The sequence below is a fragment of the Methylibium sp. Pch-M genome, assembly GCF_004136295.1.
Lineage (GTDB): Bacteria > Pseudomonadota > Gammaproteobacteria > Burkholderiales > Burkholderiaceae_C > Methylibium > Methylibium petroleiphilum.
In genome coordinates, this window is sequence record NZ_CP029606.1 from 540,952 (window position 1) to 554,093 (window position 13,142).

At 68.4% G+C, this 13,142-nt stretch carries 12 protein-coding genes; 3 read left to right on the forward strand and 9 right to left on the reverse strand.

The features are described 5' to 3' along the window. Positions 1-27: 27 nt before the first annotated feature. Positions 28-1,065, forward strand: coding sequence for a S1C family serine protease (locus C1M51_RS02530; protein ID WP_242499950.1), 1,038 nt, complete (start codon positions 28-30; stop codon positions 1,063-1,065). 9 nt (positions 1,066-1,074) lie between these two features. Here C1M51_RS02530 and C1M51_RS02535 read toward each other — a convergent pair whose 3' ends face one another. Further along, complete coding sequence (locus tag C1M51_RS02535; protein ID WP_129448082.1) at positions 1,075-1,983, reverse strand: NAD-dependent epimerase/dehydratase family protein; 909 nt, start codon at positions 1,981-1,983, stop codon at positions 1,075-1,077. A gap of 75 nt (positions 1,984-2,058) precedes the next feature. On the opposite strand from C1M51_RS02535, the gene C1M51_RS02540 reads away from it, so the two are divergent. After that, entirely contained in the window at positions 2,059-3,084 is a 1,026-nt protein-coding gene (locus C1M51_RS02540) for a CDP-6-deoxy-delta-3,4-glucoseen reductase (protein WP_129448083.1), read from the forward strand. A 13-nt stretch (positions 3,085-3,097) separates the two neighbouring features. Here the strand turns inward: C1M51_RS02540 and C1M51_RS02545 are convergent, their stop codons facing one another. The 8 genes from C1M51_RS02545 to C1M51_RS02580 all read right to left on the reverse strand — a co-directional run bounded on the left by C1M51_RS02545 (position 3,098) and on the right by C1M51_RS02580 (position 11,937). After that, positions 3,098-3,811, reverse strand: coding sequence for an ABC transporter ATP-binding protein (locus C1M51_RS02545; protein WP_165349631.1), 714 nt, complete (start codon positions 3,809-3,811; stop codon positions 3,098-3,100). A gap of 14 nt (positions 3,812-3,825) precedes the next feature. After that, positions 3,826-4,602, reverse strand: coding sequence for an ABC transporter ATP-binding protein (locus tag C1M51_RS02550; protein WP_129448084.1), 777 nt, complete (start codon positions 4,600-4,602; stop codon positions 3,826-3,828). A 10-nt stretch (positions 4,603-4,612) separates the two neighbouring features. Next, positions 4,613-5,716, reverse strand: coding sequence for a branched-chain amino acid ABC transporter permease (locus C1M51_RS02555; protein WP_129452067.1), 1,104 nt, complete (start codon positions 5,714-5,716; stop codon positions 4,613-4,615). Positions 5,717-5,732: 16 nt separating this feature from the next. Next, the gene (locus C1M51_RS02560; protein ID WP_129448085.1) at positions 5,733-6,656 is read right to left on the reverse strand and encodes a branched-chain amino acid ABC transporter permease; all 924 of its coding nucleotides are present in this window, start codon (positions 6,654-6,656) and stop codon (positions 5,733-5,735) included. Positions 6,657-6,853: 197 nt separating this feature from the next. Beyond that, positions 6,854-8,185: a replication-associated recombination protein A gene (locus C1M51_RS02565; RefSeq protein ID WP_129448086.1), complete on the reverse strand. Its 1,332-nt coding sequence runs from the start codon at positions 8,183-8,185 to the stop codon at positions 6,854-6,856. 45 nt (positions 8,186-8,230) lie between these two features. Continuing rightward, positions 8,231-8,842, reverse strand: a complete 612-nt coding sequence (gene lolA / locus C1M51_RS02570) for an outer membrane lipoprotein chaperone LolA (RefSeq protein ID WP_129448087.1) — start codon at positions 8,840-8,842, stop codon at positions 8,231-8,233. After that, positions 8,839-11,172: a DNA translocase FtsK gene (locus tag C1M51_RS02575; protein WP_129448088.1), complete on the reverse strand. Its 2,334-nt coding sequence runs from the start codon at positions 11,170-11,172 to the stop codon at positions 8,839-8,841. Before C1M51_RS02575 ends, lolA begins: the two co-directional genes overlap by 4 nt. A gap of 96 nt (positions 11,173-11,268) precedes the next feature. Then, the gene (locus C1M51_RS02580) at positions 11,269-11,937 is read right to left on the reverse strand and encodes a Crp/Fnr family transcriptional regulator (protein WP_011828717.1); all 669 of its coding nucleotides are present in this window, start codon (positions 11,935-11,937) and stop codon (positions 11,269-11,271) included. A gap of 219 nt (positions 11,938-12,156) precedes the next feature. On the opposite strand from C1M51_RS02580, the gene trxB reads away from it, so the two are divergent. Beyond that, on the forward strand, positions 12,157-13,107 hold the full coding sequence (gene trxB / locus C1M51_RS02585) for a thioredoxin-disulfide reductase (RefSeq protein ID WP_129448089.1): 951 nt from the start codon (positions 12,157-12,159) through the stop codon (positions 13,105-13,107). The last annotated feature ends 35 nt before the right edge of the window (positions 13,108-13,142 follow it).

The following is a 13,142-nucleotide window of genomic DNA, read 5'->3' on the forward strand; positions in this document are numbered from 1 at the left end:
CTGCAGCCATCCCTCGTGGAGGCCGCGATGTCACCCGCCCTGCTGCTTCGCCTTTCGTTCGCCCTGGTTCTGGGACTGTCCGTCGGCCTCGCTCACCCCGCACCGGACCGTCAGGGTGACGGCGAGGTCGCCGAGTTCACGGGCCAGCGCCTGGCGCTGAAACGGGCCAGCGATGCGGTGCTCGGGGTGCAGAGCACGGCGACCGAGGGCGCCAGCACGATCGACACGCTGGGTGAATACCGCGCCGGCTCCGGCGTCGTGATCGCCAGCGATGGCCTGGTGCTGACGATCGGCTACCTGATCCTCGAGGCGGAGGAAGTCGAGCTGGTGCTCGACAGCGGCAAGCGCATGCCGGCCCGCGTGGTGGGCTACGACCTGGCGACCGGCTTCGGCCTGGTGCAGGCGGTGCTGCCGCTGGGCATCGCGCCGGCGCAGATCGGCCAGTCCGGCACGGTGGCGGAGGGCGAGCCGCTGTTGTTCGTGAGCGGCGGCGACGACGGGGCGCTGAGCGCCGCGCAACTGGTGTCGCGGCGCGGCTTCTCCGGCTACTGGGAGTACCACATCGACGGCGCGCTGTTCACCAGCCCGGCCCGCCGCGACCACAGCGGTGCAGGGCTCTTCAACGCGCGGGGGGAGCTGATCGGCATCGGCTCGCTGCTCGTGCCCAGCGCGCCCGGCGACGGCAGCCGCCGTGCCGGCAACATGTTCGTGCCGGTCGACCTGCTGCCGCCGATCTTCGCGGAGTTGCGCGAACGGGGCGTATCGCGCGCCAGCATGCGCGCCTGGCTGGGAGTGAACTGCGTCGAGCAGGACGACGGCCTGCGCGTGGTGCGCGTGAGCCGCGACAGCCCGGCCGAGACGGCAGGGCTGCAGCCCGGCGACCTGATCCGCCGCCTCGATGGCGCGCCGGTCGGTGGCCTGGAGTCCTTCTACAAGATGCTCTGGAACGGTGGCAGCGCCGAGCGCGACCTGACCATCGAGGTGCTGCGCGAAGGCCGGACGCAGTCGGTGCCGGTGCACAGCATCGATCGCACGCAGACCTTGCGGCGCGCGCGGGGCATCTGACCGGCCCGCTCACCCCGCGCGCAGGCCCTCGCGCACCGTCGGGAAACGCAGCGCGACCCGCAGTTCCTCGTGCAGGCGGCGGTTGATCAGCCGCCGGGATTCGCTCATGAAACTCAGTCCGGCCGGGGAGATCGCCGCCCCTGCGGCGGCCCGCGCGATGCGTGGCGGTCGCGGCAGTCCGGCCAGATCGGCCACCAGATCGAAGTAGTCGCCCATCTTCATCTCGGTGTCGTCGCTCGCATGCACCACCCGCTGCGGTCGTCCCCGGTGCAGCGCGGCGATACAGCAGCGTGCCAGGTCGTCCGCGTGGATGTGGTTGGTGTAGACGTCCTCGTGCGCCAACAGCACCGGCGTGCCGCGCACGACCCGTTCGCGCGGTGCGCCGCCGGGTCGGTCGGTCGCGTAGATGCCCGGGATGCGCAGCAGCGACACCCGCACGCCGCAGGCGCGACCGTGCCAGCGCAACTGCGCCTCGGCCGCCACGCGCCGCCGCGCCCGCGCGGTGGCCGGCGCGACGGCGCGCGTCTCGTCGAAGCGCGCCCCCCCGGCGTCGCCGTACACGCCGCTGGTGCTGCCGTAGACGATCCGCTGCGTGACGCCGCCGCGCGCCAGCGCCCTCAGCAGCGCCGCGGTGCGCGGATCGCCCTCGCCGGCGCCCGGCGGCGGCGCCAGGTGCAAGACCCGCGGGGCCAGCGCGCCGAGCCGACCGAGCGTCGCCGGCCGGTCGAGGTCGCCGAGCAGCGGCCGCGCGCCCAACGCGCGCAGCGCCTGCCTGCGCGACGGCTGCGAGGTCAGCGCCACCACGCGGTAGCGGCCGGCGAGTTGCGCGAGCACGCGCTGCCCGACATCGCCGCAGCCGACCACCAGCAGGCGCGGCTTGCGGAAGCGGGCGGGACGGCTGGGCGGGGGTGTGGGCATGGTAGGGGCGTCGTGGGCTGCCGGGAGCGACGGGCACAATCCTGGCTGGTTCGAATCGTGGTCGAGGATAACGAAATGAATTTCAAGGTGACGTTGCAGCCCAGTGGCCGCCACTTCGAGGTGGCCCGCGACGAAGCGGTGCTGCCGGCCGCCATCCGTGCCGGCGTGGGCCTGCCCTATGGCTGCCGCGACGGCGCCTGCGGCTCGTGCAAGAGCCGGCTGCTGGAGGGGCGCGTGATCCACGGTGCCCACCAGCTCAAGGCATTGAGCGTGGCCGAAGAAGAAGCCGGCTGGATGCTGACCTGCTGCGCCACCCCCCAGACCGACCTGCTGATCGAGGCCCGCACCGTGGCTGGCGCCGGCGAGTTTGCGGTACAGAAGATGCCCTGCCGCGTCGGCTCGCTGAACAAGGTTGCGCCAGACGTGGCGATCCTGAAGCTGCAGTTGCCGGCCAATGTCGTGCTGAAGTACCACGCTGGCCAGTACATCGAATTCATCCTGCGTGACGGCGCGCGCCGCAGCTACTCGATGGCCAACGCGCCGCATCGGGCCGCCGAGGGGCTGGAACTGCACCTGCGCCACATGCCGGGCGGCAAGTTCACCGACCACGTGTTCGGAGCGATGAAGGAGAAAGACATTCTGCGCATGGAAGGGCCGTTTGGCAGCTTCTTCCTGCGCGAGGAATCGTCCCGGCCGATCGTGCTGCTCGCCTCGGGCACAGGTTTCGCGCCCATCAAGGCCATCATCGAGCACCTGCAGTCCAAGGGCATCGCGCGCGACACGGTGCTGTACTGGGGCTGCCGCAGCCAGGCCGATCTCTACCTGCACGACTGGGCGCTGCAGGCCGCCGCCGACCTGCCGAACCTGCGCTACGTGCCGGTGCTGTCGGAACCGCGCCCGGAGGATGCCTGGATGGGCCGCACCGGCTTCGTCCACGAGGCGGTGATGGCCGACTTGCCCGACCTGAGCGGCCACGAGGTCTACGCCTGCGGGGCCCCGGTGATGATCGACGCCGCCCAGCGCGACTTCGTCGCGCGGTGCGGCCTCCCTGCGGAGGCGTTCTACGCCGACTCGTTCACCAGCGAGGCCGACAAGCACTGAGCCGCAGTGCTGCTCACTCCCCCAGATAGGCCGCCCGCACCTTCGGATCGTTGAGCAGCGCCTTGGCCTCGCCGCTCATCGTGACCTCGCCCGACTCCATCACGTAGCCGCGCGTCGCGAGCTGCAGCGCCCGGCTGGCGTTCTGCTCGACCAGCAGCACGGTCGTGCCCTGCTGGTGGATGTCGTTGACCACCTCGAAGATCTTGTCGACCATGATCGGCGACAGGCCCATCGAGGGCTCGTCCATCAGCAGCACCTTCGGGCGCGCCATCAGCGCGCGGCCCATCGCCAGCATCTGCTGCTCGCCGCCGCTCATCGTGCCGGCCAATTGGTTGCGGCGCTCGCGCAGGCGGGGGAAGATCCCGAACACTTTCTCGAGGTCGGCGTCGATCTCCTTGTCGATGCGCGTGAACGCGCCCATCTGGAGGTTCTCGGTGATGGTCATGCGGGTGAAGGTGCCGCGCCCCTCCGGCACCATCACCAGGCCCTGCTTCACCAGGTCCCAGGCCCCCTGGCCCTTGATGCTGCGGCCCATGAACTCGATCTCGCCGCTGCCCACCGGCTGCAGGCCGGTGATGGCCTTCAGCGTGGTGGTCTTGCCGGCGCCATTGGCGCCGATCAGGCTCACCAGTTCACCCTGCCTGACCTCGAGCGAGACGCCCTTCACCGCCTGGATGCCGCCATAGGCGACCTTGAGTCCGCTGACCTTGAGCAAAGTGTCTGCCATCGTGTGCTCCTTGCTCAATGGGCCTTGTGACCGGCGCCCAGATAGGCCTCGATCACCTTCTCGTTGCGCTGCACGTCGGCCGGTGCGCCCTCGGCGATCTGCTTGCCGTAGTCGAGCACCGTCACGCGGTCGCACAGCCCCATCACCAGCTTCACGTCGTGCTCGATCAGCAGGATGGTGCGGCCGTCCTTGCGGATGCGGTCGATCAGCTCGCGCAGCACCACCTTCTCGGTCGCGTTCATGCCGGCGGCCGGCTCGTCGAGCGCGATCAGCTTGGGCTCGGTGGCCAGCGCGCGGGCGATCTCCAGCCGACGCTGGTCGCCGTAGCTCAGCGTGCGCGCCTTGAACTCGGCGTACTTGCCGATGCCCACGTAGTCGAGCAGTTCCTGGGCGCGCTTCGCGATGGCCGCTTCCTCATGCTTGAAGCCGGGCGTGCGCAGCACCGCGCCGATCAGCCCCGACCTGGTGCGGATGTGGCGCCCGACCATCACGTTCTCGAGCGCGGTCATGTCGGCGAACAGCCGGATGTTCTGGAAGGTGCGGGCGATACCGGCCTTGGCGACCTCGTGCACCGCACTCGGCTTGTAAGCCTTGCCCTCGAGTTCGAACACGCCGGAGTCCGGTGTGTACAGACCGGTGATGACGTTGAAGAACGTGGTCTTGCCGGCGCCGTTGGGGCCGATCAGGCCATAGACCTGCCCGCGGTCGATCGTGATGCCCACGTCGCTCAGGGCCTGCAGGCCGCCGAAGCGCTTGGACACGTTGGCCACGCGGAGAACGGTGTTCGTCATGTCGTTCTCCTCACTTCGCGGGGACGGGTTGGACGCCGCCGTTCGGCGGCGGTGCCGCCTTGCCGTGCTCCGGCGACGGCCACAGGCCGCGCGGTCGCGCCAGCATGATGGCGATCATCGCCAGCGCGATCAACAGCTGGCGCAGGATCGCCGAGTCCAGCCGCCCGCCGCTCATCTCCTGCAGCGGCCCGGCCACGTAGCGCAGCACTTCGGGCAGCGCCGCCAGCAGCAGCGCGCCGACGATCACGCCGGGGATGTGGCCGATGCCGCCCAGAACGACCATCGCTACCACCATGATCGACTCCTGCAGCGAGAACGACTCCGGCGAGATGAAGCCCTGGAAGGCCCCGAACATGGAACCGGCCACGCCGCCGAAGCTGGCGCCCATGCCGAAGGCCAGCAGCTTCATGTTGCGGGTGTTGATGCCCATGGCCTTGGCGGCGATCTCGTCCTCCCGGATCGCCATCCAGGCCCGGCCGATGCGCGAACGTTCGAGCCGGTAGCAGATGATCACGCTCACGATGACCATCGCGAGGAACAGGTAGTAGTACAGCGTGACCGAGGGCAGCGAGATGAAGCCCAAGTCCAGCGTGCGCCCCAGGTCGAGCCCGAAGAACTTGATCGAGTCGATCTGCGAGATGCCCTTCGGGCCGTTGGTGATGTTGACCGGCGCGTCGAGGTTGTTCAGGAACACGCGGATGATCTCGCCGAAGCCGAGCGTGACGATCGCGAGGTAGTCGCCGCGCAGCTTCAGCGTCGGTGCACCGAGGATCACGCCCGCCGTGCCGGCCACCGCCAGGGCCAGCGGGATCACGAACCACAGCGGCGTGTGCATGCCGTAGGGGAACATCGCCCGCACCGCCGCGAAGTGGTCCGCCAGGTGCGGGCTGGCGAGCAGGCCGAACAGGTAGGCGCCGACAGCGTAGAAGGCGATGTAGCCGAGGTCGAGCAGGCCGGCATAGCCGACGACGATGTTCAGCCCCAGCGCCAGCAGCACGTAGAGCAGCGCGATGTCGATGATACGCACCCAGGCGTTGCCGAAGTACTGCGCGATCAGCGGCGTCAGCAGCAGCAGTGCACCGGCGACGAGGAAGACGACGAGCTTGTTCTTCATCATGGTCGTCTCCCGCTCAGGCCCGGTCCGCCACGCGCTCGCCGAGCAGGCCCTGCGGCCTGAGCGTCAGCACGAGGATCAGCACGATGAAGGCGAAGATGTCCTGGTAGTGGCTGCCCAGCACGCCGCCGGTGAGCTGCCCGATGTAACCGGAGCCGATCGATTCAATCAGGCCCAGCAGCACGCCGCCGACCATCGCACCCGGCAGGTTGCCGATGCCGCCGAACACCGCCGCGGTGAACGCCTTCAGGCCGGGCAGGAAGCCCATCGTGTGCTGCACCGAGCCGTAGTTGGCGGCATACATCACCCCGGCCAGCGCGGCCAGCGCCGCCCCGATGACGAAGGTGGCCGAGATCACGGTGTCGGGCCGCACGCCCATCAGGCCGGCGACGCGCGGGTTCTCGGCGGTGGCGCGCATCGCGCGGCCGAGCTTGGTCTTATTGACGAGGAACATCAGGCCGGCCAGCGTGAGCGCGGTGACGACCAGGATCAGGATCTGCGTGGTGTTGATCACCGCACCGAACACGTTGAACGGTTCGCTGGGCAGCAGGATGGGATAGGGCTTGTAATTGGGCTTCCAGATGATCATCGCCAGCGTCTGCAGCAGCAGGCTCATGCCCATGGCGGTGATCAGCGGCGCTAGGCGCGGCGCGTTGCGCAGCGGGCGGTAGGCGATCTTCTCGATCGCGAAGTTGAGCGCGGAGCACACGATGATGGCCGCCACCAGCGAGATCAGCAGCAGCAGCCAGCCCGGAAGCCCGACGGCGGCCAGCACCGTGACGACCGTCCAGCTGGTGAGCGCGCCCACCATCAGCACCTCGCCGTGGGCGAAGTTGATCAGGTTGATGATGCCGTAGACCATCGTGTAGCCCAGCGCGACGAGAGCGTACATGCTCCCGAGCACCAGGCCGTTGATGATCTGCTGGATGAAGATGTCCATCGTGAGGTCTCCCTGTAGGGCGCTGTGGATCAGCACCGCTGCACCGCCGAGCGGCCGGTAGGCCGCGGTTGCGATGTCTAGCAAAAAGCCCGCCAGCTGCGGGCTTTGTTCATCGTCCTGTCATCGGACGCGGCGCATTGTAGACAGCCAAATCGGGCGCTCCGCTGCGGGAAGTCCCGCTGGCAAAACGCCGCGGATCAGGAGTTCCGGCGCTTTTTTTCGTCGGCAGCGACGTTGAGGGCGCGCAGCTGGGAGAGCTTTTCTCCGATCTTGATCTCCAGTCCGCGCGGCACGGGCGCATAGAACTGCTGATCCACGCCGTCGGGCAGGTAGCGTTCGCCCGCCGCGAAACCGCCCTCCTCGTCGTGCGCGTAGCGATATCCCTTGCCGTGGTCAAGCTGCTTCATCAGTGCGGTCGGCGCATTGCGCAGATGCATCGGCACGGGTCGGCTGCCGTCGCTCTTCACGAAGGCACGCACCGCCTTGTAGGCGGTGTAGACCGCATTGCTCTTCGGCGCCACGGCCAGGTAGACCACGGCCTGGGCCAGCGCCAGTTCGCCTTCGGGAGAACCGAGGCGCTCATAGGTTTCGGCTGCGTCGAGGGTGAGCCGCAGCGCACGCGGGTCGGCCAGGCCGATGTCCTCGCTGGCCATGCGCACCAGGCGGCGCGCGACGTAGCGGGCATCGACACCGCCGTCGATCATGCGCACGAACCAGTACAGCGATGCGTCGGGGTCGGAGCCGCGCACGCTCTTGTGCAGCGCGGAGATGCTGTCGTAGAACTGGTCGCCGCCCTTGTCGTAGCGGCGCAGCTGCTCGCCGAGCGCCTGCTCGAGAAAGGCCTCATCGATCTCGAGCACGGCACCGGCCATGCGCGCGATGTTCTCGTAGGTGTTGAGCAGACGACGAGCGTCGCCATCAGCGTAGGCGATCAGCCGGGTGCGCGCCGCTTCGCTGAGCGGCGATCCACCCATCAGCGCCCGGCCGCGCTCCAGCAGTTCGGCCAGTTCGCCGTCGTCGAGCGGACGCAGCACATGCACCGTGGCGCGCGACAGCAGTGCCGAATTGACCTCGAACGAGGGGTTCTCGGTGGTGGCGCCGATGAAGGTGAACAGGCCCGACTCGACGTGCGGCAGGAAGGCGTCCTGCTGGGCCTTGTTGAAACGGTGCACCTCGTCGACGAAGACGATGGTGCGCCGGCCCATGCCTTGGGCCACCTGGGCTTGCTCGACCGCGTCGCGGATGTCCTTCACGCCGCCGAGCACCGCCGAGATGGCGATGAACTGGGCGTCGAAGGCGTGCGCCATCAGGCGCGCCAGCGTGGTCTTGCCGGTCCCCGGCGGCCCCCAGAGGATCATGGAATGCGGCCGGCCCGACGCGAACGCGGCCCGCAACGGCTTGCCCTCGCCGAGCAGCTGCCGCTGACCGATCACCTCGTCGAGCGTGGCCGGCCTCAGGCGCTCGGCGAGCGGCGCATCGTCGGACGCGACTGCGTCGATCGAGGGAAGCAAGGAAGCGGGCGACGCCATGCCGCGATTGTCGCAGCGGGGCGACCTGCGCCCCGGCGTACGCGGCTACTGCGCGATGACGTCGGCGCCGGCCGGCGGCGTGAAGCCGAACCGGTCGGCAGGCAGCTTCGCGTCGGCCTCGAACTGGCTGAAGTCGAGCCGAGATCGCTGGCCGAAGGCATCGACGATCTCGACCGCGGCCAGCGTCTTGCCACGGAACCCGACCTTCAGCGACTGGAAGGACCCCTCCTTCAAGCGCGGCAGGGCCTGGGCCCACTGCAGGCCCCCGTCGTCGGGCAGTGCCTTGAGTTCGAAATCCTTCTCCAGCGAGGCGCCGGCCAGCAGGGCGGCCGGCGTGGCACCGAGCGCCTGGCCGACGGGCCGCACCGTGACCTGGTTCAGGTCGGGATCATGCAGCCAGACCTTCTGGCCGTCCGAGACGATCAGCTGCTCGTACGGCTTGGTGTAGGCAAAGCGGAATCGATTGGGCCGGGAGAACTCGAAGCTGCCGCTCGAAGACTTCTTCTTCGCACCATCGGGCGAGGTGACCGTCTGCGTGAAGGCCGCACGCCCTGTCTTCACCTCGGCAACGAATCCCTTGAGCGTGTCGATCGCATCCGCGTGCGCTGCGCCTGCGGCGAGGCACAGCGCCGCCAGCCAGACGCAGCCCCGCCTCATTCGGCGTTCCGCACCGGCACGAGCAGGTCGCGATTCCCGTTGGTGGCCATGCTGGATACGAGTCCGGATTTCTCCATTTGTTCCAGCAGGCGCGCCGCACGGTTGTAGCCGATGCGCAGGTGGCGCTGCACCAGCGAGATCGAGGCCCGCTTGTGCTGCAGCACGATGCTCACGGCCTGGTCGTACATCGGGTCGGCCTCTCCGTCCGACGTGCCGCCGCCCTCGCCGCCCGCACCCGACTCGTCTTCGAGCGTGCCCCCCTCGAGGATGCCCTCGATGTAGTTCGGCTGGCCCTGGCTGCGCAGGTAGTCGGCCACGCGGTGCACTTCCTCGTCGCTGACGAAGGCGCCGTGCACGCGGATCGGCAGGCCCGTGCCGGAGGGCATGTAGAGCATGTCGCCCATGCCGAGCAGCGCCTCGGCACCCATCTGGTCGAGGATGGTGCGCGAATCGATCTTGCTGCTCACCTGGAAGGCGATGCGGGTCGGGATGTTGGCCTTGATCAGCCCGGTGATGACATCGACGCTGGGCCGCTGCGTGGCCAGGATCAGGTGGATGCCGGCGGCGCGCGCCTTCTGCGCCAGGCGGGCGATCAGCTCCTCGATCTTCTTGCCGATCACCATCATCAGGTCGGCAAGCTCGTCGATCACGATCACGACGTGCGGCAGGCGCTCCAGGGGCTCGGGCGCCTCCGGCGTGAGGCTGAAGGGGTTGGGCAGCTTCTCTCCCTTGGCCGAGGCCTCGTCGATCTTCTTGTTGTAGCCGGCGAGGTTGCGCACGCCGAGCTTGCTCATCAGCTTGTAGCGGCGCTCCATCTCGCCCACGCCCCAGTTCAGCGCGTTGGCGGCCTGCTTCATGTCGGTGACCACCGGGCACAGCAGGTGCGGGATCCCTTCGTAGACGCTCATCTCGAGCATCTTCGGATCGATCATGATCAGGCGCACATCGCGCGCCTCGGCCTTGTAGAGCAGGCTCAGGATCATCGCGTTGATGCCGACCGACTTGCCCGAGCCGGTTGTGCCGGCCACCAGCACGTGCGGCATCTTCGCGAGGTCCGCCACCACCGGTCCGCCGACGATGTCCTTGCCCATCCCCATGGTGAGCATCGAGCTCGCGTCGTTGTAGGCCTGCGAACCGAGGATCTCGGACAACCGGATGGTCTGCCGCTTGGCGTTCGGCAGCTCGAGCGCCATGTAGTTCTTGCCGGGGATGGTCTCGACGACGCGGATGCTCACGAGGCTGAGCGAACGGGCCAGATCCTTCGCCAGGTTGACGATCTGCGAGCCCTTCACGCCGGTGGCCGGCTCGATCTCGTAGCGGGTGATCACCGGGCCCGGCGACGCGGCCACCACGCGCACCTCGACACCGAAATCCTTGAGCTTTTTCTCGATCAACCGCGAAGTCATCTCGAGCGACTCGGGCGTCATGGTTTCCATGCGGCCGGGCACCGCGTCGAGCAGGTCCACCTGCGGCAGCTTGGTGTCGGCCAGCTCGGTGAACAGCGGCTTCTGCTTCTCCTTGGCCACGCGCTCGCTCTTGGGCAGCTCGATCACCGTGGGCTCGATCAGCAGCGGCGCGTGATCGTCGAGCTGCTCGCGCTCGATCTCGACGACATGCTCGCGCTCGCGCATCGCCTGCTCGCCGAGGCGGATGTCCTCGGCGCGCTCGATGCGCTCCTGGCGCTTCTCGCGCAGCCCTTCCAGCACCGAGCCGAGCTGCTCGGCCACGGCCGACCACGAGAAGCGCAGCGCCAGCGGAAGACCGAGCACGAGCGCGGCGATCCAGAACACGCCGGAGCCAGTGAAGCCGATGGCCTTCATGCTCAGCCCCCCCAGCGCATAGCCGATCACCCCGCCGCCATGCCCGCCCGGCAAGCGCGATTCCCACTGGTACAGGCGGGTCCACTCGAGCGAGCAGCTGGCGGCCAGCACCAGCACCAGCCCGAGCCAGAACAGCCAGGCCGGCCGGGCCGCCACGACATCGCTGCGCGCAGGCGTGTCCTCGGCCCGCAGCAGCCGGGCGAGTGCGCTGAGCCAGGCGCGCCCGGCGATCAGCAGCGCCCACCAGACGGAGTAGCCGAACAGGAAGAAGGCAATGTCGGCAAACCAGGCGCCGAGCACGCCGGCCCGGTTGTGCATCTCGTCGGCCATGCCGGAGGTGGACCAGGCCGGGTCGTTGCCGCTGTGCGTTGCCAGCGCCAGCAGGGCCAGCAGCCACAGCACGCCTCCGAAGACGACGGCGAACTGCAGGCGCCAGCGTGGCGCGGAAAACTCAGCGACGCCGTCACGCGGCACGGCATCCTTGCTCAGGGAACCCAGCGGAAAACTCATGCCGCGGATTGTGGCCGAAGCGACTGCGGGCCTCGTGTCGAACTGTTGGGGCGCGAAGTCGACTTCGCCCTGCTCTGCCGGCGCCGGGACATCACGTCAACGGTGCGCGAGGCGCTCCATGATGTGCACCGAGCCGTTCTCCTGCGTCTGGATGAAGCCGCGCTCCTCCAGGTCCTTCATCACGCGGCTGACCATCTCGCGCGAGGCGCCCACCACCTTGGCCAGATCCTGCCGCGAGACCTTGTTGCGGATCAGCTTGTACTCGGCGCCTTCTTCCGACATGTCGAGCAGCGCGCGTGCGACGCGCCCGTACACATCGAGCAACGCCAGCGACTCGATCTGCCGGTCCGCGGCACGCAAGCGGGCGACGAGGCCGCGCATGATCGCGTAGGACAGGCTGGAGTTCTCTGGCAGGCAACGCGCGAACTCGGGGCGCCCGAGCACCAGCACGTCGCACTGCACCTCGGCGCGCACGGTGGCCGAGTGCGGCTCGTTGTCGATCAGGCTCATCTCGCCCAGGTAGTCGCCGGGCTGAAGCACGGCCAGGATGACCTCGCGGCCGCGCGCATCGGCCGTGACCACGCGCGCTCGGCCGGTCAGCAGGATGTACAACGCGTTTGACTTGGTGCCCTGCTCGACGATCACTTCGCCGCGGCGGTAGCGACGCTTGACCACGCCCTCGGCGATGGACTGCGCCTGCTCGCCGGTGAGCAGCGAGAACAGCGGCACGCGCCGGATCAGGTCGAGGTTGGACAACATGGCCATCGCGGCATCCTTCGGTCTGGTTGGACTATCGAGGCCATTGGCCCCCTTGACGCGGACTGCTCGCAGCTCTACCTACAATTCCATCCTGCGCTGCAAGCCAGCCCCGGGCTGTGAAATCTTACCGATGCGAACTCTAACCGACGGTCAGCGCTTACCAACACGGATCGTCGCCGATTTGGCCCCCCAACAACGTCTTCACCTGCCTTCGAGCCCCTCGCCATGAGCACTCCCCTGCATGCCCGCGTCCTGATTCTCGGCTCCGGTCCGGCCGGTTACACGGCCGCCGTCTACGCGGCCCGCGCCAACCTGGAGCCGGTTCTGATCACCGGCATGGCCCAGGGCGGGCAATTGATGACCACCACCGAGGTGGACAACTGGCCCGCCGACGTGCACGGCGTGCAGGGCCCGGAGCTGATGCAGCGCTTCCTGGAGCATGCCGAGCGCTTCAAGACGCAGGTCGTGTTCGACCACATCAATGCAGTCGATTTCTCCAAGCGACCCTTCACGCTCACCGGGGACTCGGGCCGCTACACATGCGATGCGCTGATCCTGGCGACGGGTGCCTCGGCCATGTACCTGGGCCTGCCGTCCGAGGAGGCCTTCATGGGCCGCGGCGTCAGCGGCTGCGCCACGTGCGACGGCTTCTTCTACCGCGACCAGGAGGTCTGCGTGATCGGCGGGGGCAACACGGCCGTCGAGGAGGCGCTCTACCTGTCGAACATCGCCAGCAAGGTCACGCTGGTGCACCGGCGCGACAAGTTCAAGGCCGAAGCCATCCTGGTGGACAAGCTGATGGAGAAGGTCGAGGCTGGCAAGATCGAGCTCAAACTCTTCCACGTGCTCGACGAGGTGCTCGGCGACAGCAGCGGCGTGACCGGCGTGCGCCTGAAGAACACCCAGACCGGCGAGACGCAGGACCTGATGCTCAAGGGCTGCTTCATCGCCATCGGCCACCGGCCGAACACCGAGATCTTCCAGGGCCAGCTGGAGATGAAGGACGGCTACATCATCACCCGCACCGGACTGAACGGCTTCGCCACGATGACCAGCGTGCCCGGCGTGTTCGCAGCCGGCGACGTGCAGGACCACATCTACCGCCAGGCCATCACCAGCGCCGGCACTGGCTGCATGGCCGCACTGGACGCCCAGCGCTTCCTCGAACAGGGCTGATCGTCCGCTCGACGGCCTGGGATCGTCGAGGCCGG